The organism is Sphingomonas glacialis (assembly GCF_014653575.1).
GTDB lineage: Bacteria > Pseudomonadota > Alphaproteobacteria > Sphingomonadales > Sphingomonadaceae > Sphingomonas > Sphingomonas glacialis.
Window position 1 is genome coordinate 809,791 of record NZ_BNAQ01000001.1, and the last position, 23,139, is coordinate 832,929.

A 23,139-nucleotide genomic window follows, 5' to 3' on the forward strand; every position below is an offset into this window, starting at 1 on the left:
CGTGCGCCTTACGCGGCGGCGAACATTTCGGGCGGGAGCGCCATCATCGCTTCGCTGCCCGCCTCGATCTTGCGACGCAGCGCGCCCGTCTCGGGCATCACGCGCTCGGCGAAATAGCGCGCAGTAACCAGCTTGGCGTCGAGGAACGCCTGATCGCCCTCATCCGCCGCCTTAAGCTTGGTCGCGGCGGTCGCCATGCGCAGCCACATCACGCCGAGCGCCACGATGCCCATGATGTGCATGTAGGGGTGCGCGCCCGCGCCGACATTGTCGGGGTTCTGCATGCCGTTCTGCATGAACCACATCGTCGCCGCCTGGAGGTCGCCATTGGCTTTTTCGAGGCGGCTGGCGAAGTCGGCGGTCGCCGGATCGGCCCTGCCTGCCGCGACGTCGTCGGCGACGACCTTGAAGAACGCCTGCACCGCGCGGCCACCGTTCTGTGCGAGCTTGCGCCCGACCAGATCCATCGCCTGGACGCCGTTGGTGCCCTCGTAGATCATCGCGATACGCGCATCGCGGACATACTGCTCCATGCCCCATTCGGCGATGTAGCCGTGGCCGCCATAGACCTGCTGCGCGTTGGTCGCGACGTCATAGCCCTTGTCGGTGCCGTAGCCCTTGATGACGGGCGTAAGCAGGCCGATCAGGTCGGAGGCGAGCAGGCGCTCTTCCTCGGTCGCGCCGGCATGTTCGAGATCGACCTGGAGTGCGCCCCACAGACACAGCGCGCGAAGGCCCTCGGTCAGCGCCTTGGCTTCCATCAGCATGCGGCGGACGTCGGGATGGACGAAGAGCGTGTCGGCCTTTTCGTTGGGCTCCTTGGGGCCGGTCAGCGCGCGGCCCTGGCGGCGGTCGTGGGCGTACTGGACGGCATTCTGATAGGCGACTTCGGCGACGCCGAGGCCCTGCAGGCCGACGCCGAGGCGCGCCGCGTTCATCATGATGAACATCGCGGCGAGACCCTTCATCTCCTCGCCAACCAGCCAGCCGATCGCGCCGTCATAGTTCATCACGCAGGTCGAATTGGCGTGGATCCCCATCTTGTGCTCGATCGAGCCGCAGGTGACGGGGTTGCGCGCGCCGAGCGAGCCGTCGTCGTTGACGAGGACCTTCGGCACCACGAACAGCGAAATGCCCTTCGAGCTTTCCGGCGCGCCCGGCGTTTTCGCCAGCACGAGGTGGATGATGTTCTCGGTCAGGTCATGCTCGCCCGACGAGATGAAGATCTTGGTGCCGGTGATCGCATAGGAGCCGTCGGCCTGCGGCTCGGCGCGGGTGCGGATGAGGCCGAGATCGGTGCCGCACTGCGGCTCGGTCAGGTTCATCGTGCCGCCCCACTTGCCGCTGACCATGTTGGGGACGTACTTGGCCTTCTGCTCGTCCGAGCCCTTTGCCAGCAGCGCGGCGATCGCGCCGTGCGACAGGCCGGGATACATCGCGAACGCCATGTTCGACGAGATCATGAACTCCTGGAACGCGGTCGAGACGACGTGCGGCATCGCCTGGCCACCGAATTCTTCCGGCGCGCTGAGCGTGCCCCAGCCCGATTCGACGAACGCGTCATAGGCTTCCTTGAAGCCCTTCGGCGTGGTGACCGAACCGTCCTCGTGACGCGTGCAGCCTTCCTGGTCACCCGAAGCATTGAGCGGGAACAGCACTTCGGCGACGAACTTGCCACCTTCGTCGAGCACGGCATCGACCACGTCGGGGGTCGCGTTCTGGAAGCCGGCGTGGTTCGAATAGTTTTCGAGGCCGACGACATGCTCGAGCACGAAGCGGACGTCGCGAACGGGGGGCGTATATTGGGGCATCAGGCTTCCTTCGGATGATTATGTTCGACGAGCTCGATGAACTCGGTCAATTCGGCGATGGCGGCGTCGATGTCGCGCTTCTGCGCATCGAGCAGGGCGACGCGACTACGGCAGCGCTCGATCGTGACGGCACGCTGCGCGCGGCGTCCGTCGCCGATATCGTAGAGGTCGATCATCTCGCGGATCTCGGACAGCGAGAAACCGACGCGCTTGCCGCGCAGGATCCAGGCGAGCCGCGCACGATCCCGCTGCGAATAGATCCGCGCGGTGCCGCGGCGTTCGGGGGCGATCAGCCCCTCATCCTCGTAAAAGCGCAACGCACGCGCGGTGACGTCGAACTCTGCCGAGAGATCGGAAATCGAGAAATGATCGCGATCGGGATGACGCTCGATCAAGGCATAGGCGGGATCGCTGGACATGCCCGCTAAATAGTTGCCGCTTACGTGAACGTCAACCCGGAATGCGCCGGTGCGGGATCGTTTCGTGGGTCGGGCTGACCAGTCCGTCGCGAACCCGCGGCTAGGCTACCCGCCATCCCCACACAGCAAACGCCCCCGCGCGTCGCGCAGCGTTGCAGCTTCCGACGCCGATTCACTCAGCCGCGTCACATCGAGCGCGGCGATCGACGCGCGACCGCGGCACGCCTTCTGGCACGCGTCGGGAACGCGCGGCGGGAAAACGATGCGATCGCCCTCGAACCGCGCATCCATTGTGCAGCCATCGCCGCTCGCGCCGAGTGTCACGTGCAGCGTGTCGCCGTCGCGCGTGACGACGCCCGATCCGCCGCAATTCTGCGTCTCGTCATAATCGACGAAGACGCCGATCCGATACGCCTTCGCGCTTGGCACGATGCAGATCCGGTCGTTCCCGGTCGCATAGACGCCGGTGAGATCGGTGCTTGCCGGGTCGGGAATGACGCCCGCCTGGATCGCGGCGGCTTCGAGCCCCTGCGGGGTCGGCGACGCGGCCGGATCCGATGCGCCACGATGGCATCCGGCCAGCAGCAGGTTCAGTAGGACAAGCGCGACCTGCGCCCTCCCCCATGCGCGCGTGCGCCGCCTCGGCATCATTCCGCCAATGCCAGCCGATCGCCCTCTATGCGGCGGTAGAAACAGCTGCGCGCGCCGGTGTGGCACGCAGGGCCAGCGGGATCGACGATCAGCCACACGGCATCCTGATCGCAATCGATCCGCATGTCGCGGACCTGGAGCACGTGCCCCGAGGTCTCGCCTTTCTTCCACAGCGCAGCCCGACTTCGCGACCAGAAGTGCGCGACCCCGGTTTCCACCGTCAGCGCCAGCGCTTCGGCATTCATATGGGCGAGCATCAGGACGTCGCCGGTCACGCGATCGGTTGCGACCGCAGTGATCAAGCCGGCGGCATCGTATTTCGGGTCCAGCACGAGGCCGGTTTCGCGGGGATCTGACATATCTTGCCAATAGCGCCGCTCCCCCCTTCCGTCACCCCGGCCCTGTGCCGAGGTCCACCGGGCGGCAATCCCGCGTTTGGGTTCAAGCGGCCGCGCGCGTTGCACGGTGGCCCCCGCCAAAAGGCCGGGGTGACGGGCGGGATACTCACGCCTTGCGAATCGCCTTCACCAATTCCGCCTTGGTCATCTTCGATCGGCCGGGAATGCCTATCTCGCGCGCTTCCCTCATCAGATCGTCCTTCGTTCGATCCTCGAGCGCAGTCGCGCGATGGTCGATCGTCCCCGCCGCCTTGGCATTCGCGATTCGCGCGGCTTTTTCCTTCGACGCGCCGTCGCGGCGCAGATCCTCGTAGAGCGTATCGTCCTTGACGCTCGGTCCATGATCCTTCGCCACCGCAACCTCCTGCTATTCAACGCCAAAAAACCCGCGATGCGACCAAACGCTCCGCGCGTTGTTACAAAAGCGCGACAAACCCCGGAGCCCTCCCTATATGCCACCGCGAGCGCTACCCCCGAAGGGCGATATGCTGACCACGAACCCACATGAAGACGACACGCTGCACGAAGAGTGCGGCATTTTCGGCATTTCCGGCGCGACCGACGCGGCCCGGCTGGTTGCGCTCGGGCTGCACGCGCTGCAGCACCGCGGCCAGGAGGCGGCCGGCATCACCAGCTTCGACGGGGTGGAGTTCCACACCCATCGCGCGATGGGGCATGTCGCGGGCAATTTCGACCGCGAGGACATCATGGTCCCGTTGCGCGGCTCGGTCGCTTGCGGCCATGTCCGCTACTCGACGACCGGCGAGACGGCGTTGCGCAACGTGCAGCCGCTCTACGCCGATCTCGCCTCGGGCGGTTTCGCGATCGCGCACAACGGCAACATCTCTAACGCGTTGCGGCTGCGGCGCGATCTGGTGCGGCGCGGATCGATCTTCCAGTCGACCAGCGACACCGAGACGATCATCCATCTCGTCGCGACCTCGAACTATCGCACCACCGTCGACAAGTTCATCGATGCGCTCAAGCGCGTCGAAGGCGCCTATTCGCTGATCGTTATGACGCCCGAGGGCATGATCGCCTGCCGCGATCCGCTCGGCATCCGTCCGCTCGTGATGGGCAAGATCGATGGCCCCGATGGCGGGTCGATCATCTTCGCGTCGGAGACTGTCGCGCTCGACGTCGTGGGTGCGACCTTCGTCCGTTCGATCGATCCGGGCGAACTGGTGATGGTCAAGGGCACCGAGATCACCTCGCACCGCCCCTTCGCGCCCGTCGCGGCGCGGCCGTGCATCTTCGAATATGTCTATTTCTCGCGCCCCGATTCGATCTCGGAGGATCGCAGCGTCTACACCGTGCGCAAGGCGATCGGCGCGCAGCTGGCGATCGAGAGCCCGGTCGAGGCCGACCTCGTCATCCCGGTCCCCGATTCGGGCACGCCGGCGGCGCTGGGCTACGCGCAGGAATCGGGCATTCCCTTCGAGCTCGGCATCATCCGCTCGCATTATGTCGGGCGCACCTTCATCCAGCCGAGCGACAAGGTCCGCCACCTCGGCGTGAAACTGAAGCACAATGCCAATCGCGCGCTGATCGCGGGCAAGAAGATCGTGCTGATCGACGATTCGATCGTGCGCGGGACGACCAGCCTCAAGATCGTCGAGATGATGCGCGAAGCCGGCGCGGCCGAGGTGCATATGCGCATCGCCAGCCCGCCGACGCGGCATTCGTGCTTCTACGGCGTCGACACGCCCGAGCGCGCCAAGCTGCTCGCCGCGACGAAGAATCTCGAGGAAATGGCAGCGTATATCAAGGCCGACAGCCTCGCCTTCGTCTCGATCGATGGCTTGTACAAGGCGCTCGGCGAGCCGCAGCGCAACGCGATCCGGCCGAGCCATTGCGACGCCTGCTTCACCGGCGATTACCCGACCAGCCTGACCGACCAGGATGACGTGTCCTCGGTCGACCAGTTCGCGCTGCTCGCGGAACGCGTCATTTAAGCGACATATAGCCCCTCCCCTTCAGGGGAGGGGTTGGGGTGGGGAAGTAACGGGCGCTGGCGCTCTGCGAGGCACGTCCCCACCCCCAAACCCCTCCCCTGAAGGGGAGGGGCTCAAAGGGAGAGAGCCCCGAATGACCGACAAGCCACTCGCCAATCAAGTTGCCCTCGTCACTGGCGCAAGCCGCGGGATCGGCGCTGCAACCGCACTCGCGCTCGGCGCGGCGGGCGCACATGTCGTGATCACCGCGCGCACCGCGGCGGGCCTCGAGACCGTCGAAAACGCGATCTTCGACGCGGGCGGATCGGCGACGATCGCACCGCTCAACCTGACCGAGACCGACAGCATCGCGCGCCTCGGCACCGCTATCGGCGAGCGCTGGCCCGCGCTCGACATCCTGGTGCTCAACGCCGCGATGCTCGGGCAATTGTCCGCCGTCCCAGCGATCGACGCCAAGGAGATGGCGCAGGTGCTTACGCTCAACGTCAGCGCGCAGGCCGCGCTGATTGCGGCGTTCGACCCGATGCTGCGCAAATCGGCGCACGGCCGGGTGATCGGCCTCACATCCAGCGTCGGGCGCAAGCCGCGCGCCTATTGGGGAATGTATGGCGCATCGAAGGCGGCGTTCGAGACGCTGCTTTCGGCGTATGGCGACGAGATGGAGCTGATCAGCAAGGTCCGCACCGCGATCATCGACCCCGGCGCGACGCGCACCGCGATGCGCCACAAGGCCTATCCGGGCGAAGACCCCAAGTCGGTCAAGGATCCGTCGGTGGTGGCGGACCGGATCGTCGCTTTGCTGACCGAGGATTTCGCGACCGGACATTTCGAACGCGTCGAATAGAGTTCCCCTCACGCTTCCGGGAGGGAAGCCCTCAAAACTCCCCTCCCGCTTGCCGGAGGGGCTGGGGGAGGGAAATGCCGGAGGGCGCGGCGCGCGAGGCACGCCCCTCCCCTAACCCAGTTTGAGGTGAACGATGCCCCGCATCGTTCAGGTCATGCCGGGGGCATGACCGACCTCAAACTCGCAAGCGGGAGGGGAAATCTTCACCAGCGTGACATGTGCGACATCGATCCCGCCGCCGCGAAAACCGCCTTCGCAATACATCAGATAATAGCGCCACAAGTCGATGAACGACCGGTCGAACTTGTCCGGCAACCGCCCGGCCGCGACCGCATCATCGAACGCCACACGCCAGCGCCGCAGCGTCTCGGCATAATGCAGCCCGAAGGTGCGATTGTCCTGCCACTCGAGCCCTTCCGCCTCGGCAAGCGCCCGAAAGCGGCTCTCCGAGAGCAGCATTCCGCCGGGAAAGATGTAGCGCTGAATGAAATCGACATTCTCGGCATAGGCCGGGAAGATCGCGTCATCGATCGTGATGTACTGCAGCGCCGCGCGGCCGCCGGGCTTGAGCGCGCGCGCGACCGCGGCGAGATAGGCCGGCCAATATTCCTGCCCGACCGCTTCGACCATTTCGATCGAAGCGACCGCATCGTATTCGCCGGTAACGTCGCGATAGTCGATCCGCGAGACCGTCACGTCGCTCAAGCCGGCCGCGGCGATCCGCTGCTGCACCGCCAGCTCCTGCTCGGCCGACAGCGTGATCGCATCGACGCTGAGCCCGCGCCGCGCCGCGGCTTCCGCAAACGCGCCCCAGCCACACCCGATCTCGAGCACGCGGTCCCCCGGCGCCACCGCCAGCCGGTCGAGGATCGCGTCGATCTTCGTCGCCTGCGCAACCTCTAGACTTTCCGCCGCCGACACCGGCTCGGCGAACAAGGCGCTCGAATAGGTCAGGCTCGGGTCGAGCCAGACGCGGTAGAAATCGTTGCCGAGATCATAGTGGAACTCGATGTTACGCCGCGCGCCGACGCGCGAGTTGCGCCGCCGGCTGTTCGCGATACGCCGCAGCGTGCGGATCACCCCGCCCGAGCGCGCGGTGCCGCCGAGCGTCACGCGGTTGCGCATGAACAGCTCGAACAGCACGGTCGGATCGGGGCTCGCCCATTCGCCCTTGGACCAGGCGACGTACCAGCCCGCCGATCCCCCCGTCGCCAGCCGCAGCAGCGCGCGCCAGCTGCGCAGATCGACCACCGCCGCCGGCCCCGGCGCACGGCCGCCCAGCAACCGGTCGCGCCCGTCGGGCAAGTGCGCGGCAAGCGATCCCGCGACCAGACCCGCGTCGATCCGGTCGAGCAGGCGGTGAAACAATTTCGAGAAGGCCCCAAGCATCGCGCGCCCCCTCGCATCCATGCCCGCGTACCGCAACGGGATTTTCAGCGCGCCTGGCGTGCCGCCTCGAGCGCCCGCTCGCGTGCCTCGCGATGCCCGATGATTTTTGCGGGGTAGCCACGCGGGCGACAGCCGGCCTCTTCGGGATCGTGGACGGCATCGCCCTTGATGCCGGCAAGCTCGGGCACCCACTCGCGGATATAGTCCCCGGCATCGAATTTCGGCGACTGGACGAGCGGCGCCATGATCCGCACGAACATGTTCGAATCGATCCCGGTGCCTGCGGTCCATTGCCAGTTGACCGCGTTCGATCCGTAATCGGCATCGACCAGGCAATCCCAGAACCAGCGCTCGCCCTTGCGCCAGTCGATCAGCAGATGCTTGATAAGGAAGCTCGCGGTGATCATCCGCACGCGGTTGTGCATCCAGCCCGTCGTCCACAGCTGACGCATCCCGGCATCGACGATCGGATAGCCGGTGCGGCCCTGCTGCCACGCCTCGAGATCGGCATCGGCGGACTTGCCCGTCCGCCAGCCGAGGTCGTCGAGCGTGTCGCGACCGTTCTTGGTACCATAATCGGGATATTGCTGGATGACGGTCTGCGCATAATCGCGCCACCCAATCTCGCTCAGGAAGACATCGACCGAGCCCCCCGCATCGGCGACCGCGTGCCACACTTGCGCCGCCGACACTTCGCCGAAATGCAGATGCGGCGACAGTCGCGAGCTGCCCTCGACCGAGGGCAGGTTGCGCGTCTCGTCATAGCGGTCGGCATGATCCGCGAACGCCTTCATGCGTTTGTGCGCGCCCTTTTCGCCGGGCGTCCATTCCTTGCCGAACCCGGTCGACCAGTCGGGCTTGGTCGGCAGCAGGTCCCAGTCGGCCAGCGAATCGCTCTTCGGCCAGTGCGTCGGCGCGGAAATATGCGCGGGCACGTGGCTCGGTTCGGGCGGCGGCAGTGTCGCCTTGAGCGCGCGCCAGAACGGCGTGAAAATCTTGTACTGCCCGCCCGAGCCCGTCGTCACCGAGCCCGGCGGCGCGAGATAATTGCCGTCGTGGCACGCCAGATCGAGCCGCTTCGCCACCGCGCGCTCGGCATTTCGCCACCACGGCTCGAAATGGCGGATCGCATGGACGCGTTTCGCCCCGGTTTCCTCTGCGAGCTTGGCCAGTTCGACATCGCACACCCCGCGCCGCAGGATCAGCCGCGATCCCTTCGCGCGCAAAGCGGCATCGAGGCTTTCGAGGCTGTGATGCAGCCACCAGCGCGACGCGCCGCCCATCGCATAGTGTTTCGGCGTGTCGTCATCGAGGATGTAGACCGGGATCACCGCCCCATCCTCGATCGCAGCGAGCAAGGCGGGCTGGTCGGCCAGTCGCAAGTCGCGGCGCAGCCAGAGAAGAACGGAATCGGTCAAGCGTTGCCTCACAAACGAACGGGAGCGGCACCTCTTTAGGCACCCTGCCCCGCTTCCGTCATGCTCAACTTGACGGGAGCGCCATCGTTCCCGGAGTGGCCCGCGCCGCGTGATATGCCCGCCCCAAGGTCAGGATCACCGCGACATGCGTCGCGGCGAGCGCGCGGACGTCGTCGCCATACCCGCCCCCGACCGTGCTCGCGAGCGCGATGCCGCGCGTTGCGGCGGCTTCGGCGATGAAGCGGTCGCGCGCAACAAGCCCCTCGGGTGTCAGCGCGAGCCGACCGAGCCGGTCGCCCGCGAGCGGATCGATCCCCGCCTGGTAAAGGATCAGGTCTGGCCGATAGTCGCGAATCAGCGGCAGCAGCGTCGCTTCGAGCGTCGCGAGATACACGGCATCGCCGATCCCGTCGGCAAGCGGCACGTCGAGGCTCGAACGGGCTTTCCGCGCCGGGAAGTTCTTCTCGGCATGGATCGAATAGGTCGCGATTCCCGGCCGCCCGGCGGTGAGCGCCGCCGTGCCATCACCTTGATGCACGTCGCAATCGACGATCAGCACGCGCGCGACATCGCCTTCCTCGATCAGCCGCACCGCCGCGATCGCGAGATCGTTGAACACGCAATACCCAGCCCCGGTCTCGGCGAGCGCATGATGGCTCCCGCCCGCACTATTGGCGGCGAACCCACGCTCGAGCGCGAGCCGCGCCGCGAGCCACGTCCCTGCCGGCACGACCTGCGCGCGCGCCGCGACGCTCGGCGTCACCGCAAAGCCGATCCGCCGCTCCTTCTCGCGCGGGACGCGGGCTTCGAGCACTTCGGCGACATAGGCGGGATCGTGCGTCGCCTCGAGCCAGTGGAGCGGCATCGGCTCGGGTTCGTGCCAGTCGATCGCGCTCCCATGCGTACGCAGCAGATCCCGAATCGCGGCATTCTTGCTGAGCTGGCTCGGGTTGGCCGCCTGGCCGTTCGCAACATAGGCTGGGTGATGGACGACCGCGATCATCCCCCCTAGGTAGGAGCAAACACGGCATAGACCAGATGGAGAGCAGCGTGACCGATCCGTATGTGCGCCCCGATGTCGCGGGCTTCCTCGCTTTCCTCAATAATATTCCCGGCCCCAAGATGCACCAGCTCGAGGCACCCGCCGCGCGCGCGACCTATGCCGCGATGAAGGACATTGCCGATCCGCCGGTCGGCGAGCTCGCGACGATCACCGACGTGAAGATCCCCGGCCCTGCCGGCGACATTCCCGCGCGGCTGTTCGACACCGCTGCGACGCGCGCGGCGGGGCCGCTCGTCCTGTTCTTCCACGGCGGCGGCTTCGTGATCGGCGATCTCGACACGCATGCGAGCTTCTGCGCCGAAGTCTCGCGCAGCCTCGACTTGCCCGTGCTCGCGGTCGATTATCGCCTCGCGCCCGAAAGCCCCTGGCCCGCCGCACCAGACGATTGCGAGGCGGCGGCACGCTGGGCGGCGGCGAGCCCTGAGGCGCTCGGTCGGTCTGTCACCGGCCTGATCGTCTGCGGCGACAGCGCCGGCGGCAATCTCGCGATCGTCACCGCGGTGGCGCTGCGCGATGCGCCCGCGGCGGTGCCGGTGATTGCGCAACTGCCTTTCTATCCCGCGACCGACACGAGCCGCGAGTATCCCTCCTACACGCAGTTCGCCGACGGCTTCCTGCTGACGCGCGACAGCATGGAATGGTTCAACGCCGCCTATCAGGCCGAAGCCGAGCATATCCGCACGTCGCCGCTCAAGGGCGACCTTGCGGGCATGCCGCCCGCGGTCGTGGTGACCGCGAGCCTCGACCCGATCCGCGACCAGGGCCGTGCCTATGCCGCGGCATTGGCGGAGGCGGGCGTTCCGGTCGTCTTCCGCGAGGCGGTCGGCAACATCCACGGTTTCATCACGCTGCGCAAAGCGATCCCGTCTTCGGCGGAGGATGTCGCTGGTGCGCTGGCCGCCGCAAAAACGCTGATCGCCGAAGCCCTTTAATCCCCCCCCCCGGGAACCGGGGAGGCGGACAGCCAGCCTCCTTCAGGCTGGTGGTGAAGGGGGGCCGCCACACGCGTACCGCTCGCGGATAGCCCGCCTCCACCCCTCGCTGAATGCTCAGGGTCCCCCTCCCCCGTTCCGCGCGGGAGGATTTCCTAACGAAAGTCCCCAATGACCGACCCCACCACCTTGCCTTATCGCCCATGCGCCGGAATCATGCTGCTCAACGCCGACGGCCTCGTCTTCGTCGGCCAGCGGATCGATGCCGAAGTCGAAGCGTGGCAAATGCCGCAAGGCGGGATCGACGATGGCGAGGACCCCGAGGCCACGGCTTTGCGCGAACTCGGCGAGGAAACCGGCATCGCGCCTAAGCATGTCGAACTGATCGCCGCCGCGCCGCACGAATTGTTCTACGATCTGCCCGAAGAGCTCGTTGGCCGCGTCTGGAAAGGCAAGTGGCGCGGGCAGCGGCAGCGCTGGTTCCTCTACCGTTTCCTTGGCAGCGACGCCGATATCGACATCGCGACCGAGCATCCCGAGTTCAAATCCTGGCAATGGATCCGCCCCGAGACGCTCCCCGACGTGATCGTCCCGTTCAAGAAGACGCTGTACGAGGACGTCCTCGCTGCCTTCGCGCCGCATCTGTCCTGACGCGGTGCCAGGGGTGGAGCGTACCGCGCAGACCGGCTAGACCGAGCCTATGGTGGGGATGACAGAAACAGACCGCGCGGCCGTCGCCTATGTCGCGACGCAGCCGATGCTGGCACAGGTCGAGGCCTGGTCGGCGATCAACAGCGGCACGCGCAATCTGGCCGGGCTGGCGGCGGTGGCGGATAAGCTCGCGGCGGCGTTCGGCGCGCTGCCGGGGGAGCTCGCGCTCGTCACGGGGGACACCGCCGAGAGCGTCGCCGCCGACGGGACCGTCACCACGCTCGATCACGGCAAGCATTTGCATCTCGTCGTCCGCCCCGATGCGCCGGTGCAGCTGCTGCTGACCGGCCACATGGACACGGTCTATCCGGTCGACCACGCTTTCCAGACGCTGACCTTCCGCGACGACGGCACGCTCAACGGCCCGGGCGTCGCCGACATGAAGGCCGGGCTCGCGGTGATGCTCGCGGCGTTGAAGGCGGTCGAGGTGAGCCCGCTCGCAGCGCGGATCGGCTATGAAGTCGTCATCAATTCCGATGAGGAAACCGGCTCCTTCTCCTCCTCGGCTCTGATCGCGCGCGCGGCACGCGGCAAACTCGCCGCGCTGACCTACGAACCAGCCTTGCCCGACGGCACGCTGGCGGGCGCGCGCGGCGGCACTGGGAATTTCTCGATCGTCGTCACCGGCAAGAGCGCGCATGCCGGCCGCAACCCGGACGAAGGCCGCAACGCGATCGTCGCGGCGTCGGACCTCGCGGTGCGGCTGTTCGCCGTCCGCTCGCCCGCGCTCGCGGTCAATCCCGCGCGGATCGAGGGCGGCGGGCCGAACAACGTCGTGCCCGACCACGCCGTGCTGCGGATCAATTTCCGCCCGGCCGACCATACCGAAATCGCGCGCGCGCAGGCGGCCATCGACACGCTGGTGGCCGAAGTCGCCGCCGCGCACGACGTGACGATCGCGGTCCACGGCAGCTTCAACCGCCCACCCAAGCCGATCGACCCCGGCGCCGCCAAGCTTTTCGCGCTCGTCAAGGAATGCGGCGCCGCGCTCGGCCTCCATATCGCGTGGCGCGCGACCGGCGGGGTGTGCGACGGCAACACCATCGCCGCCTGCGGCGTCCCCGTCGTCGACACGATGGGTGCGCGGGGCGGCGCGATCCATTCGACCGACGAATTCCTCATCGTCGATTCGCTCCCCGAACGCGCCGCGCTCTCGGCGCTGACGATCCTGCGCCTTGCCGAAAAGGGCTTATTGTGACCCACGTGATCCGCGCCGCGCGCGACAGCGATCTCCAGCCGCTCTACGAAATGGCCAAGCTCACCGGCGGCGGCTTCACCAACCTTCCGCCCGATCGCACCGCGCTCAAGGCCAAGCTCGATCGCAGCGCCGCCGCCTTCGCCCGCAGCGACGATGGCAAGGCCGACGACCTGTTCGTGCTCGTGCTCGAAAACGTCGCAACCGGCGAGGTGCGCGGCACCTGCCAGATCTTCACGCATGTTGGGCAGAGCTATCCGTTCTACAGCTATCGCCTCGGCACGCTGACGCAGCACAGCAAGGAGCTCGGCCGCACCTTCCGCGCCGACATGCTCGGGCTGACCACCGATCTCGAGGGCTGCAGCGAAGTCGGCGGCTTGTTCCTCCATCCCGGCGAGCGCGCCGGCGGGCTCGGCATGCTGCTCGCGCGCAGCCGCTACCTGTTCATCGCGGCACATCGCGCGCGCTTTGCCGATCGCGTGCTGGCGGAGCTGCGCGGGATCATCGACGAAGCGGGCGGATCGCCCTTCTGGGACGGGCTCGCGGGGCGCTTCTTCGGGATGAACTTCCAGGACGCCGATCAATTCAACGCGGTGCGCGGCCACCAATTCATCGCCGATCTGTTCCCCAAACACCCGGTCTATATCGCGATGCTCCCCGAGAGCGCGCGTGCGGTGATCGGCCTGCCGCATCCCTCGGGCCGCGCGGCGATGCGGATGCTCGAGAACGAAGGCTTCGCCTACGAGAACTATGTCGATATTTTTGACGGCGGCCCGACGATGATCGCCAAGACCGACCAGGTCCGCACCGTGCGCGATGCGCGGTCGTCGCGGATCATCGCGCTCGACGGCGATGGCGGCGATCCCGCGCTTGTCGCGCACGGCCGACTCGCCGAGTTCCGCTGCGCCTATGGCAATGTCCGTCCGTGCGACGGCGGCGTGGTGCTCGATCACGCCACCGCCGATGCGTTGCGCGTGAGCGAGGATTTCGTCGTGAGCCACGTCGCCCGCACCTGACCCCGGGTGTCGGGTTAACTGACAGGTAACCATCTTCGTACACGAAAACCCACGCGAAACAGCGCTTGGCCCGCTCTTTGCTTATCAATGTTGCATGTGGACCAAGATCTCCAGCCTGTTCGTCATCAAGACCAAGTTCGAAGCCTTTGCGGTGATCTACGCGCTGGCGCTCGGCGCGGTCGAGCGCGGGGTGCACTATCTTTCGCAATATCCCGGCATCGGTGGCTGGCTGCTGTTCGCGGTCTGCCCGATCGCAGTGTTCATGGCGGGAGCCCGCATCCTCGATTCGGTCGAGCGCAACGCCGAGGCGTGAGCGCGCTTTAGACGCCAACAGGATAAGTTGATCGCGCGGCGGCGTTTCTGCACTATCTGCAACGCAGCATGACGACCCTCACCCACCTCCAGCGGCTCGAGGCCGAAAGCATCCACATCCTGCGCGAAGTCGTCGCCGAGGCCGAGCGCCCGGTGATGCTCTATTCGGTCGGCAAGGATTCGGCGGTGATGCTGCATCTTGCCCGGAAAGCGTTTTTTCCGGGCAAGCCACCCTTCCCGCTGCTCCATGTCGACACGACCTGGAAATTCCGCGCGATGTACGAATTGCGCGAACGCGCAGCGGTTGCGGCGGGGATGGAGTTGATCGTCCACCAGAACCCCGACGCGGTCGCGCAGGGGATCAATCCGTTCGACCATGGCAGCCGCCACACCGACATCTGGAAGACCGAAGGGCTCAAGCAGGCACTGACGGCTGGCGGCTTCGACGTCGCGTTCGGCGGCGCGCGGCGGGACGAGGAGAAGAGCCGCGCCAAGGAGCGGATCTTCAGCTTCCGTTCGGCCAGCCAGCGCTGGGATCCCAAGGCGCAGCGCCCCGAGCTGTGGCACCTCTACAATGCCAAGAAGGCCAAGGGAGAGAGCATCCGCGTCTTCCCGCTGTCGAATTGGACCGAGCTCGACATCTGGCAATATATCCTCGCCGAGCAGATCGAGATCGTCCCGCTGTACCTCGCCGCGCCGCGCCCGACGGTCGAGCGCGACGGGATGCTGCTGATGGTCGATGACGACCGCTTCCGGCTCGAACCCGGCGAAGTCCCGGTCGATCGCTCGATCCGCTTCCGCACGCTCGGCTGCTATCCGCTGACCGGCGCGGTCGAGAGCCAAGCGACGACGCTGCCTGAAGTGATCCAGGAAATGCTGCTTACCACCACCTCCGAACGGCAGGGCCGCGCGATCGATCACGATCAGAGCGCCAGCATGGAGAAGAAAAAAGCCGAGGGGTATTTCTGATGGGCGCCAAGCCAGACCTCGTCGCCCCGGCGAAGGCCGGAGCCACCGCGTTGGAGCGCGAAACGCCGGCCACCCCGCCGCCATCCGGCGACCCCGGCCTTCGCCGGGGTGACGAATATACCCCCGACTCCCTCATCGCGTCGGACATCGACGCGTACCTCCTCCAGCACCAGCACAAGTCGCTGCTCCGCTTCATCACCTGCGGCTCGGTCGACGACGGCAAATCGACGCTGATCGGCCGCCTCCTCTATGACAGCCGCGCGATCTTCGCCGATCAACTCTCCGCGCTCGAGGCCGACAGCAAGCGCGTCGGCACCCAAGGCCAGAACATCGACTTCGCGCTACTCGTCGACGGCCTCGCCGCCGAGCGCGAGCAAGGCATCACGATCGACGTCGCCTATCGCTTCTTCGCGACCGAGAAGCGCAAGTTCATCGTCGCCGACACGCCTGGCCACGAGCAATACACGCGCAACATGGTGACCGGCGCCTCGACCGCCGACGCCGCGGTGATCCTGATCGACGCGCGCAAGGGCGTGCTGCCCCAAACCCGCCGCCACAGCTTCCTCGTCAAGCTGCTCCGGCTGCGCCATGTCGTGCTCGCGGTGAACAAGATGGACCTGGTCGAGTACGACCAGTCGGTGTTCGACACGATCGTCGCCGACTATCGCGCCTTCGCCAGCGCGATCGGGATCGAGCGCTTCACCGCGATCCCGATCTCGGGCTTCGCCGGCGACAATGTCGCGAGCGCGTCCACCGAGATGCCGTGGTACGATGGCCCGACCCTGATCGAACATCTCGAAACGATCGACGTCGAGGCTGATGCCGCGCAAGCGCGCCCGTTCCGGCTGCCGGTGCAATGGGTCAACCGCCCCGACCTCGATTTCCGCGGTTTTTCCGGCCTGATCGCGAGCGGCAGCGTTCGCCCCGGCGATGCGGTCCGCATCCTGCCTTCGGGCCGCACCACGACCGTCGCGCGGATCGTGACGATGGACGGCGATCTGCCCGAGGCGGTTGCCGGCCAGTCGGTCACGCTCACGCTCGCCGACGAGGTCGATTGCTCGCGCGGCGACGTCATCGCGCTCGCCGACGCGCCGCCCCAAGTCGCCGACCAGTTCCGCGCGACGCTCGTCTGGATGTCCGAAACGCCGCTGCTGCCCGGGCGCAGCTACTGGCTCAAGCTCGGTACGCAGACGGTTGGAGCGACCGTCCAGGAGCCGCGCCACGCGATCGACGTCAACACGCTCGCCGAGCTCTCGGTCAAGACGCTCGGGCTCAACGATATCGGCGTGGCCGAGGTCTATACCGACCGCGACATCGTCTTCGAACCCTTTGCCGATGGCGCCGATCTCGGCGGCTTCATCCTGATCGACCGCGCGACCAACGCGACGGTCGCCGCCGGGATGCTCGATTTCGCGCTGCGCCGCGCGCAGAACGTCCATTGGCAGGCGATCGACATCACCAACGCCGCGCATGCCGACCAGAAGGGTCAGACCCCGCGGCTTTTGTGGTTCACCGGCCTGTCGGGCTCGGGCAAATCGACGATCGCCAATCTCGTCGAGAAGAAGCTGTTCGCGCTCGGCCGCCACAGCTTCCTGCTCGATGGCGACAATGTGCGGCACGGGCTCAACAAGGATCTGGGCTTCACCGATGCCGACCGCGTCGAGAACATCCGCCGCATCGGCGAGGTCGCCAAATTGATGACCGATGCGGGGCTGATCGTCCTCACCGCCTTCATCTCGCCGTTCCGCGCCGAGCGCGACATGGTGCGCGCGATGCTGCCGGGGGCGTTCGTCGAGATCTTCGTCGACACGCCGCTGGCAGAGGCCGAGGCGCGCGACGTGAAGGGCCTCTACGCCAAGGCCCGCGCCGGCCAGATCGCCAACTTCACCGGCATCTCGAGCCCGTACGAGGCGCCCGAGCATCCCGACATCCGCGTCGACACGACGCGCGAGAGCCCCGAGGCGGCGGCCGAGCGGATCGTCGAGCATATCATGGGCGTATGGAGTCACGACCTGTGATCGATCAGACCGACGCCCAACTCGCCCGCACGGTGGCGCTCGCCGCGGGCGACGTCCTGCGCGATCTCTGCGTCGCTGGCGCCTGCCCCGATGCCGAGCTGGGCGACCGCGGTGACACGGATGCCAATACGCTGATCCTCCGCCTGCTCCACGAAGCGCGGCCCGACGATTACGTCCTGTCCGAAGAAGCCGCCGACGACGGCCTGCGCTGCGCCGCGCGACGCGTCTGGGTGGTCGATCCGCTCGACGGCACGCGCGAATTCCGCGAGCGGCGCGAGGATTGGGCGGTCCACATCGGCCTCGCAATCGACGGCGTGCCCGTCACGGGCGCTGTCGCGCTGCCAGCGGTCCAGCGCGTCTTCGCGACCGACGATCCACGCCAGCCGTTCGCCGCGGCCCCACAGCGCCCGCGCATGGTCGTCAGCCGCTCGCGCGCGCACCCGGTCGTGCTCGCGGTCGCCGAGGCGATCGGCGCCGAGCTCGTGCCGATGGGGTCGGCCGGCGCCAAGGCGATGGCGGTGGTGCAAGGCGATGCCGAGATCTACCTCCACGCCGGCGGGCAATATGAATGGGACAATTGCGCCCCCGTCGCAGTCGCGCTGGCGGCCGGCCTGTTCGCGTCGCGAATCGATGGCAGCACTCTGGTCTATAACTGCCGCAACCCGCTGCTCCCCGATCTGCTGATCTGCCGCCGCGAATATGCCGAGCACGTGCTCGCGGCGGTTGCCGCAGCGACGCACCTGCTGCCCTAACCATCCATACGTCACCCCGGGCTAATCCCGGTGTCCTCCGGGCCGCACGGCGAGCCAGCGACGCCCTTGCTTTCGTAGCGCGACACCTCACTCATCTTCGTCACCCCGGGCTCGTCCCGGGGTCCACCGTGCCGCACAGCATGCCCGCCAAGCGCGCGTGGCACGGTCGGCCCCGGCACGAGGCCGGGGTGACGTCGGACGCTGAGGATGTGCCCCCACCGACACCCCCAGAACGCAGAAAAGCCGGGACAGTTCTGTCCCGGCTCATCGCCCGCCATTCGGCGGAAATAGGTGGTGCACCCAGAGCGATTCGAACGCCCGACCCTCAGATTCGTAGTCTGATGCTCTATCCAGCTGAGCTATGGGTGCAGTGGAGTGGCGCTGTTAGCGGCGTCTTTCGGGGGACGCAAGGGCGTTGCGTCACCTTTCTTGCCAGCATAGAGAATTTATCGATGAACCAGCCGCTTTTGCCCGCCCGCCCCGCCGCTTTCGCGCTGGCCGTGACCCTCATTCTCGGAGGATGTGCCGCGCAGACGTCGACGCGCTATCCCTCGCTGCTGCCGCGCGCGATCGAATCGCGCAGCGATGCCGAGCCCGAATCCCCCGTCGTGCTTGCCGAACCCGAGCCTTCGACCGATTCGGCGCTGGCCGACCTGCGCAAGACGCTCGACCGCACGAGCGCCGACTTCGCGCCCGCTGCGACGCGCGCCGAGCGGCTCGCCGACGCCGCCCGCGGTGACGCGCCCGGTGGCGAACGCTGGATCGCGGCGCAGACCGCGCTGGCCGAACTCGACGGTTATCGCGCAACGACGTCGGCCACGCTCTCCGCGGTCGATACGATGGCGTCGGACCGCATCACCGGCGGCAAACCCGAATATCCCGCGATCGCGACCCTCCAGACCGCGGCACAGGCCGCGCTCGAGGCGCAGAGCACACGCATCACCGCAATCTCGGCAAAGCTGCGTAGCGCCTAGCGGACGCCTTTGAGCAGCGGCAGGATCGTCGAATAATCGTCGGTCCACGGCGTGAAGCCCGCGCGGACCGGGACCGCCCCCCATGCCGCGTTGCCGCGCTGCAACGCCGCGATGATCTTGGAGTCGTGCGACAAGGCCACCCATTGCGACTTGGTCGCGCCTGCCGCGTTGGCCTGCGGCGGACGATAGAAGAGCTGGACGGCGTGCCACCCCCCAACCTCGGCAGCGCCCGCAACGACGGGTTCGAGATCGAGGAAGCGGTTCGAGATGTGCACCAGCAACAGCCCGCGCGGCGTGAGCACGCGCGCATAGCTCGCGAACGCCTCGCGCGTCATCAGGTGCATCGGCACCGAATCGGACGAGAAGGCATCGAGCGCGAGGAAATCGAGCGATCCGCTCGCCGCGTGCGCAAGGTTGAGCCGCGCATCGCCGAGCACCACCGGGGCATCGGGCAGGCAGCGCGACAGGAAGCTGAAGCGCGTCCGCGCGATTCGGACGATCGCCGGATCGATCTCGTAGAACCGCCAGTCCTGTCCGGGCTTGGCATAGCAAGCCACCGTCCCTGCCCCCAGACCCACGATGCCGACGCGTGCCGCCGGCCCGTACAGCGCCGGGACCGCCTGCAACGCCTGTCCGATCCCGGCACCAGGGACGTAATAGGTCGTCGCGGTCCGCTCGCGTGCGGGCGTGCCGAGCAGCTGCAGGCCGTGCACCGTCGTGCCGTGCGCGAGTTCGCGTTCGCGCGGGTTTCCGCGGACGGTGTAGATGCCGAAATAGCTGCGCGTCCGCGCATCGGGCTCGAGCGAGATCATCACCGCGTGATAGCCACCGAATGCGATCAGCGATCCGAACATGGCAATCGCGAAAGCACGACGCGATCCGATCGTCAGCAAGCCGAGCGCCACCATCACCATCAGCGTGATGTGCTGCGTCGGTCCGGGGCGACCGATCGGGCCGGGATAGGTGAGCACGAGCGCCACGAGCCCGACCACCGCGATCGCCACAACATAGAGCAGGATCCGCTGCCGCTGCGCATTGCCGTCCCACAACCGCGCGACCACACCGAGCAAGGCGCGTTGCGGCGTCAGCACCGCCGCGGCGAGGATGAGGATCGGATATTCGTAGGTCCAGTCGAACAGCAGCGGCGCGAGCAGCGCCGAGAACACCCCGCCGAGCGCCCCGCCGACCGACATCGCGAGGTAGAACCCGGTCAGCCGGTCGGGCTCGGGCCGCAGCCGGTACATCGCGGTATGGAGCGCGACCGAGACGAGGAACAGCACCGCCAGCGCCATGATCGCGCCGAGCATCGGCATCCCGGCCATCCCACCGACGAGCAATCCGCCGAACAGCAGCATCGCGATCGGCGCGATTCGCGTCTGGATATCGGCAGTGGTGCGGTCGCTCGCAAACGCGATCGTGAAGCTCAGCAGATACAGCCCGAGCGGGAGCACCCACAGCAGCGGCATCGCGACGATATCGGTGGTGATCAGCGTCGAGGTCGCGAGCATCAGCCCCGACGGCACGAACGCCAGCAGGATCCAGTGCGCAACGCGTCGTCGACCCGGCGCGGGAGACGTGGCGCGCGGTGCAGCATCGGCCACCGGCCCGCCGCGCGGCAGCGTCGCCGCGCACAGCGCCACCAGCAGCCCGACCAGGATATAGCCGCTGCTCCACACCACGCGCTGCCCGTACAGAGCGAGCCCGGGCTCGACGAACAGCGGATAGGCCAGCAGCCCGGCAAAGCTCCCGAAGTTCGACGCGGCGTAGAGCGCATACGGATTGTCGCCGTGCCGCGTCAGGCTGAACCAGCGCTGCAGCAGCGGTGCCTGCGCCGAGATCGCGAAGAACAGCGGCCCGATCGACAGACCGAGCAGCCACGGCACCCAGATCGCGGGCTGCGCGGTCGGGCTCGGCTGGAGCGCGGTGAGCCCGATCGGCAGCCACAACCCCGCGACGAGCAAGACACCGAGATGCGTCATCGCCTGCGCGCGTGGGTTCATCCGCCCGAGCCAGTGCGCATAGCCGTACCCGGCGAGCAGCAGCGCCTGATAGACGAGCATCGCCGAGTTCCACACCGCCGGCGCGCCGCCAAGCCGCGGCAGCGCCATCCGCGCGACCATCGGCTGGACGAGGAAGAGCAGGAACGAGCTCGCCAGGATCGTCAGCACGAACAGCGGCCGGGCAAGGCGCACGGGAGCTCGGAGGGTCGTCATGCGGTCGGCCGATCGATTCGATAGAGGATGTGGCGCCGGAGCGGATCGCCCACGGCAAGATCAGGACGGTCGAAGTCGCCACCCACGACGCGTGTCATGCCGAGCCGCTCCATCAGCCCCCAGCTGCGCGTATTGGCGGGGACGGTGATCGCGGTGACACGTGGAATGGCGAGGTTCGCCCAGCCCCAGACGAGGCTCGCCTCGGCCGCCTCGCGCGCATAGCCCTGCCCCCACGCATCGCGCGCGAGCCGCCACGCAATCTCGGTTTCGCCCTCGAGGAAGCTGTCGCCCGGCTTGATCCCGCAGAATCCGATGAACGCACCGTCGGCACGACGTTCGACCGCCCAGAAGCAGTAGCCATGCGCCTCCTGGCACGCCACCATCCGGTCATGCCCCTCACGCGCGGCGTCGATGCTCAGCGGCGGGCCGAGATAGCGCATCACCTCGGGGTCCTGCCCCATCGCGTGCAACGGCGCGATATCGCGCTCGCGCCAGCCGCGCAGGATCAAGCGCTGCGTCTCGATCATGCGCGTGGACGGTCGATCACGTAGACCACGCTGTCGCGCAGCCGGTGCCCTTCGGCAAAGGCGGGATGCTCGAAATCGAGCGCGGGCGCGGCGTGCATGCCGATCCGCTCCATCAGCCGCTGGCTCGCGACATTCACGCGGGCGGTAATCGCGCCGATTTGCGCGTCGCGGCAGTTCGGCCACGCCCAGGCGAGTACCCCCGCCGCAGCCTCGCGTGCATAGCCCTGCCCCCAATGCGCGGGCCCGAACATCCAGCCAATCTCGAGCGCGCCCGCCAGCGGTGTTTCGGGGTTGCCGCGCTTCAGCCCGCAAAAGCCGAGCGGCACACCGTCCAGCCTGCGCTCGACCATCCAGAAGCCGAGGCCTTCGCTACGATACCCGTCGTGCCGTGCGATCGCGGCATCGGCCGCCGCTGCATCCATCGCCGGCGCGAGATCGGCCATCACCTGCGGATCGCCGAACCAGCCGTGCAGCGTCGCGCGGTCGCCCGGTCCGGGGACGCGCAACCGCAACCGCTCGGTCTCGACGACCGCGTCGCTCACGCGCCCAGCAAGCGCGCCGCGTGCGCCGCGTGATAGGTCAGCACGCCCGAGCAGCCCGCGCGCTTGAACGCCATCAGCGTCTCGAGCACCATCGGGTCGCGCTCGGCGGCGCCCGCCGCGACCGCCGCCTCGATCATCGCATATTCGCCGCTCACCTGATACGCGAACACCGGCACCTCGAACGCCGCTTTCACGCGCGCGACGATGTCGAGATACGGCAGTCCGGGCTTGACCATCACGCTGTCGGCACCCTCGGCGAGGTCGAGCGCGACTTCGCGCAGCGCTTCCTCGGCATTGGCCGAGTCCATCTGATAGGTCTTCTTGTCGCCCTTCAGCAGCCCGCGCGAGCCCACCGCGTCGCGGAACGGGCCGTAGAACGCGCTCGCATACTTGGCCGCATAGGACATGATCTGGACGTTGTGGTGCGCATCAGCCTCGAGCGCCTCACGGATCGCGCCGATGCGGCCGTCCATCATGTCCGAAGGGGCAATGATGTCCGACCCCGCCGCCGCCTGGTTGAGCGCCTGCGCGACCAGCGCATCCGAGGTCGCGTCGTTGAGCACATAACCTGCCGCGTCGAGCAACCCGTCATGCCCGTGGCTGGTATAGGGATCGAGCGCGACATCTGTCAGCACGCCCACTTCGGGGACCGCATCCTTGAGCGCCTTCACCGCGCGGCACATCAAATTGTCGGGATTGATCGCTTCCTCGCCCGTCGCGCTGCGCAGATGCCCCGGCGTATTCGGGAACAGCGCGACGCACGGAATCCCCAGATCGCGCGCTTCACGCCCGCGGGCGACAATCCCGTCGACCGACCAGCGCGACACGCCGGGCAGCGATGCGATCGGCTCCTCGACGCCGGTGCCTTCGGCGATGAACAGCGGCCAGATCAGATCGGCGGGGGTCAGCACCGTCTCGGCATAGAGCCGCCGGCTCCAGGCCGAGGCGCGAGTACGACGAAGGCGAAGCGCTGGATATTGGGCGGTCATGTTGCGCGTTCTGGAACCTCGCGCGGGCGGGCGCAAGCGGT

At 67.4% G+C, this 23,139-nt stretch carries 23 protein-coding genes and 1 tRNA gene; 11 read left to right on the forward strand and 13 right to left on the reverse strand.

Annotated elements, in window-relative coordinates:
* Positions 1 to 8 precede the first annotated feature (8 nt).
* The 5 genes from IE187_RS03830 to IE187_RS03850 all read right to left on the reverse strand — a co-directional run bounded on the left by IE187_RS03830 (position 9) and on the right by IE187_RS03850 (position 3,634).
* The gene (locus tag IE187_RS03830) at positions 9 to 1,811 is read right to left on the reverse strand and encodes an acyl-CoA dehydrogenase C-terminal domain-containing protein (protein ID WP_189675160.1); all 1,803 of its coding nucleotides are present in this window, start codon (positions 1,809 to 1,811) and stop codon (positions 9 to 11) included.
* Positions 1,811 to 2,230 (reverse strand): MerR family transcriptional regulator, encoded by a 420-nt coding sequence (locus IE187_RS03835; protein ID WP_133189090.1) that lies wholly within the window; start codon positions 2,228 to 2,230, stop codon positions 1,811 to 1,813. Before IE187_RS03835 ends, IE187_RS03830 begins: the two co-directional genes overlap by 1 nt.
* A gap of 105 nt (positions 2,231 to 2,335) precedes the next feature.
* On the reverse strand, positions 2,336 to 2,878 hold the full coding sequence (locus IE187_RS03840) for a hypothetical protein (RefSeq protein WP_189675161.1): 543 nt from the start codon (positions 2,876 to 2,878) through the stop codon (positions 2,336 to 2,338).
* The gene (gene hisI / locus IE187_RS03845; protein ID WP_189675162.1) at positions 2,878 to 3,240 is read right to left on the reverse strand and encodes a phosphoribosyl-AMP cyclohydrolase; all 363 of its coding nucleotides are present in this window, start codon (positions 3,238 to 3,240) and stop codon (positions 2,878 to 2,880) included. The genes IE187_RS03840 and hisI overlap by 1 nt, the downstream gene beginning before the upstream one ends.
* A gap of 145 nt (positions 3,241 to 3,385) precedes the next feature.
* Entirely contained in the window at positions 3,386 to 3,634 is a 249-nt protein-coding gene (locus IE187_RS03850; protein ID WP_189675163.1) for a Rho termination factor N-terminal domain-containing protein, read from the reverse strand.
* A gap of 130 nt (positions 3,635 to 3,764) precedes the next feature.
* Here IE187_RS03850 and purF point away from each other — a divergent pair, with 130 nt between their 5' ends.
* Together purF and IE187_RS03860 are read left to right on the forward strand one after the other, a co-directional pair.
* Complete coding sequence (purF, locus tag IE187_RS03855) at positions 3,765 to 5,234, forward strand: amidophosphoribosyltransferase (RefSeq protein WP_133189094.1); 1,470 nt, start codon at positions 3,765 to 3,767, stop codon at positions 5,232 to 5,234.
* 133 nt (positions 5,235 to 5,367) lie between these two features.
* The gene (locus tag IE187_RS03860; protein ID WP_189675164.1) at positions 5,368 to 6,078 is read left to right on the forward strand and encodes an SDR family NAD(P)-dependent oxidoreductase; all 711 of its coding nucleotides are present in this window, start codon (positions 5,368 to 5,370) and stop codon (positions 6,076 to 6,078) included.
* A gap of 147 nt (positions 6,079 to 6,225) precedes the next feature.
* On the opposite strand, the gene IE187_RS03865 is transcribed toward IE187_RS03860, so the two are convergent.
* The 3 genes from IE187_RS03865 to IE187_RS03875 form a co-directional block, all read right to left on the reverse strand.
* A complete protein-coding gene (locus IE187_RS03865) occupies positions 6,226 to 7,467 on the reverse strand; it encodes an SAM-dependent methyltransferase (RefSeq protein ID WP_189675165.1) in 1,242 nt (413 codons plus the stop codon).
* Positions 7,468 to 7,511: 44 nt separating this feature from the next.
* Positions 7,512 to 8,885 carry a cryptochrome/photolyase family protein gene (locus tag IE187_RS03870; protein WP_189675166.1) on the reverse strand — a complete coding sequence of 458 codons (1,374 nt, stop codon included), beginning with the start codon at positions 8,883 to 8,885 and terminating at the stop codon, positions 7,512 to 7,514.
* Positions 8,886 to 8,949: 64 nt separating this feature from the next.
* Positions 8,950 to 9,888 (reverse strand): histone deacetylase family protein, encoded by a 939-nt coding sequence (locus IE187_RS03875; protein ID WP_189675167.1) that lies wholly within the window; start codon positions 9,886 to 9,888, stop codon positions 8,950 to 8,952.
* A 35-nt stretch (positions 9,889 to 9,923) separates the two neighbouring features.
* Between IE187_RS03875 and IE187_RS03880 the strand changes: the two genes are divergently transcribed.
* The 8 genes from IE187_RS03880 (at position 9,924) to IE187_RS03915 (ending at position 17,853) form a co-directional block, all read left to right on the forward strand.
* A complete protein-coding gene (locus IE187_RS03880; RefSeq protein WP_189675168.1) occupies positions 9,924 to 10,880 on the forward strand; it encodes an alpha/beta hydrolase in 957 nt (318 codons plus the stop codon).
* Positions 10,881 to 11,051: 171 nt separating this feature from the next.
* Positions 11,052 to 11,531, forward strand: a complete 480-nt coding sequence (locus IE187_RS03885; RefSeq protein WP_189675169.1) for an RNA pyrophosphohydrolase — start codon at positions 11,052 to 11,054, stop codon at positions 11,529 to 11,531.
* A 49-nt stretch (positions 11,532 to 11,580) separates the two neighbouring features.
* Positions 11,581 to 12,789, forward strand: a complete 1,209-nt coding sequence (locus IE187_RS03890; RefSeq protein WP_189675170.1) for a hydrolase — start codon at positions 11,581 to 11,583, stop codon at positions 12,787 to 12,789.
* Positions 12,786 to 13,802 (forward strand): arginine N-succinyltransferase, encoded by a 1,017-nt coding sequence (locus IE187_RS03895; protein ID WP_189675171.1) that lies wholly within the window; start codon positions 12,786 to 12,788, stop codon positions 13,800 to 13,802. The genes IE187_RS03890 and IE187_RS03895 overlap by 4 nt, the downstream gene beginning before the upstream one ends.
* Positions 13,803 to 13,896: 94 nt before the next feature.
* Positions 13,897 to 14,115, forward strand: a complete 219-nt coding sequence (locus IE187_RS03900) for a hypothetical protein (RefSeq protein ID WP_133189103.1) — start codon at positions 13,897 to 13,899, stop codon at positions 14,113 to 14,115.
* Positions 14,116 to 14,183: 68 nt separating this feature from the next.
* Entirely contained in the window at positions 14,184 to 15,083 is a 900-nt protein-coding gene (gene cysD / locus IE187_RS03905) for a sulfate adenylyltransferase subunit CysD (RefSeq protein ID WP_189675172.1), read from the forward strand.
* Complete coding sequence (cysN, locus tag IE187_RS03910; RefSeq protein WP_229839214.1) at positions 15,083 to 17,101, forward strand: sulfate adenylyltransferase subunit CysN; 2,019 nt, start codon at positions 15,083 to 15,085, stop codon at positions 17,099 to 17,101. The genes cysD and cysN overlap by 1 nt, the downstream gene beginning before the upstream one ends.
* Positions 17,098 to 17,853 carry a 3'(2'),5'-bisphosphate nucleotidase CysQ gene (locus IE187_RS03915; RefSeq protein ID WP_308435269.1) on the forward strand — a complete coding sequence of 252 codons (756 nt, stop codon included), beginning with the start codon at positions 17,098 to 17,100 and terminating at the stop codon, positions 17,851 to 17,853. The genes cysN and IE187_RS03915 overlap by 4 nt, the downstream gene beginning before the upstream one ends.
* A gap of 292 nt (positions 17,854 to 18,145) precedes the next feature.
* On the opposite strand, the gene IE187_RS03920 is transcribed toward IE187_RS03915, so the two are convergent.
* Positions 18,146 to 18,222, reverse strand: a tRNA-Arg gene (locus IE187_RS03920).
* Between the two features lie 83 nt (positions 18,223 to 18,305).
* Between IE187_RS03920 and IE187_RS03925 the strand changes: the two genes are divergently transcribed.
* Complete coding sequence (locus IE187_RS03925) at positions 18,306 to 18,827, forward strand: hypothetical protein (protein WP_189675174.1); 522 nt, start codon at positions 18,306 to 18,308, stop codon at positions 18,825 to 18,827.
* Here IE187_RS03925 and IE187_RS03930 read toward each other — a convergent pair.
* Genes IE187_RS03930 through hemB form a run of 4 tightly spaced genes read right to left on the reverse strand, consistent with a single transcriptional unit; the run spans position 18,824 to position 23,098 of the window.
* Positions 18,824 to 21,040, reverse strand: a complete 2,217-nt coding sequence (locus IE187_RS03930) for a spermidine synthase (RefSeq protein WP_189675175.1) — start codon at positions 21,038 to 21,040, stop codon at positions 18,824 to 18,826. The genes IE187_RS03925 and IE187_RS03930 overlap by 4 nt on opposite strands.
* Positions 21,037 to 21,567: a GNAT family N-acetyltransferase gene (locus IE187_RS03935; protein WP_189675176.1), complete on the reverse strand. Its 531-nt coding sequence runs from the start codon at positions 21,565 to 21,567 to the stop codon at positions 21,037 to 21,039. Before IE187_RS03935 ends, IE187_RS03930 begins: the two co-directional genes overlap by 4 nt.
* Entirely contained in the window at positions 21,564 to 22,109 is a 546-nt protein-coding gene (locus IE187_RS03940; RefSeq protein WP_189675177.1) for a GNAT family N-acetyltransferase, read from the reverse strand. The genes IE187_RS03935 and IE187_RS03940 overlap by 4 nt, the downstream gene beginning before the upstream one ends.
* Positions 22,106 to 23,098 (reverse strand): porphobilinogen synthase, encoded by a 993-nt coding sequence (hemB, locus tag IE187_RS03945; protein WP_189675178.1) that lies wholly within the window; start codon positions 23,096 to 23,098, stop codon positions 22,106 to 22,108. Before hemB ends, IE187_RS03940 begins: the two co-directional genes overlap by 4 nt.
* Positions 23,099 to 23,139 lie beyond the last annotated feature (41 nt).

Excerpts from the sequence above, each read along its gene's own strand:
- cysN (WP_229839214.1), top strand. The coding sequence starts at position 15,083 with ATGGGCGCCAAGCCAGACCTCGTCGCCCCGGCGAAGGCCGGAGCCACC.
- hisI (WP_189675162.1), bottom strand. The coding sequence starts at position 3,240 with ATGTCAGATCCCCGCGAAACCGGCCTCGTGCTGGACCCGAAATACGAT.
- IE187_RS03880 (WP_189675168.1), top strand. The coding sequence starts at position 9,924 with ATGGAGAGCAGCGTGACCGATCCGTATGTGCGCCCCGATGTCGCGGGC.
- IE187_RS03875 (WP_189675167.1), bottom strand. The coding sequence starts at position 9,888 with ATGATCGCGGTCGTCCATCACCCAGCCTATGTTGCGAACGGCCAGGCG.
- IE187_RS03935 (WP_189675176.1), bottom strand. The coding sequence starts at position 21,567 with ATGATCGAGACGCAGCGCTTGATCCTGCGCGGCTGGCGCGAGCGCGAT.
- cysD (WP_189675172.1), top strand. The coding sequence starts at position 14,184 with ATGACGACCCTCACCCACCTCCAGCGGCTCGAGGCCGAAAGCATCCAC.
- IE187_RS03885 (WP_189675169.1), top strand. The coding sequence starts at position 11,052 with ATGACCGACCCCACCACCTTGCCTTATCGCCCATGCGCCGGAATCATG.
- hemB (WP_189675178.1), bottom strand. The coding sequence starts at position 23,098 with ATGACCGCCCAATATCCAGCGCTTCGCCTTCGTCGTACTCGCGCCTCG.
- IE187_RS03900 (WP_133189103.1), top strand. The coding sequence starts at position 13,897 with ATGTGGACCAAGATCTCCAGCCTGTTCGTCATCAAGACCAAGTTCGAA.
- IE187_RS03860 (WP_189675164.1), top strand. The coding sequence starts at position 5,368 with ATGACCGACAAGCCACTCGCCAATCAAGTTGCCCTCGTCACTGGCGCA.
- IE187_RS03925 (WP_189675174.1), top strand. The coding sequence starts at position 18,306 with ATGAACCAGCCGCTTTTGCCCGCCCGCCCCGCCGCTTTCGCGCTGGCC.
- IE187_RS03835 (WP_133189090.1), bottom strand. The coding sequence starts at position 2,230 with ATGTCCAGCGATCCCGCCTATGCCTTGATCGAGCGTCATCCCGATCGC.
- IE187_RS03930 (WP_189675175.1), bottom strand. The coding sequence starts at position 21,040 with ATGACGACCCTCCGAGCTCCCGTGCGCCTTGCCCGGCCGCTGTTCGTG.
- IE187_RS03890 (WP_189675170.1), top strand. The coding sequence starts at position 11,581 with ATGGTGGGGATGACAGAAACAGACCGCGCGGCCGTCGCCTATGTCGCG.
- IE187_RS03830 (WP_189675160.1), bottom strand. The coding sequence starts at position 1,811 with ATGCCCCAATATACGCCCCCCGTTCGCGACGTCCGCTTCGTGCTCGAG.
- IE187_RS03865 (WP_189675165.1), bottom strand. The coding sequence starts at position 7,467 with ATGCTTGGGGCCTTCTCGAAATTGTTTCACCGCCTGCTCGACCGGATC.
- IE187_RS03840 (WP_189675161.1), bottom strand. The coding sequence starts at position 2,878 with ATGCCGAGGCGGCGCACGCGCGCATGGGGGAGGGCGCAGGTCGCGCTT.
- purF (WP_133189094.1), top strand. The coding sequence starts at position 3,765 with ATGCTGACCACGAACCCACATGAAGACGACACGCTGCACGAAGAGTGC.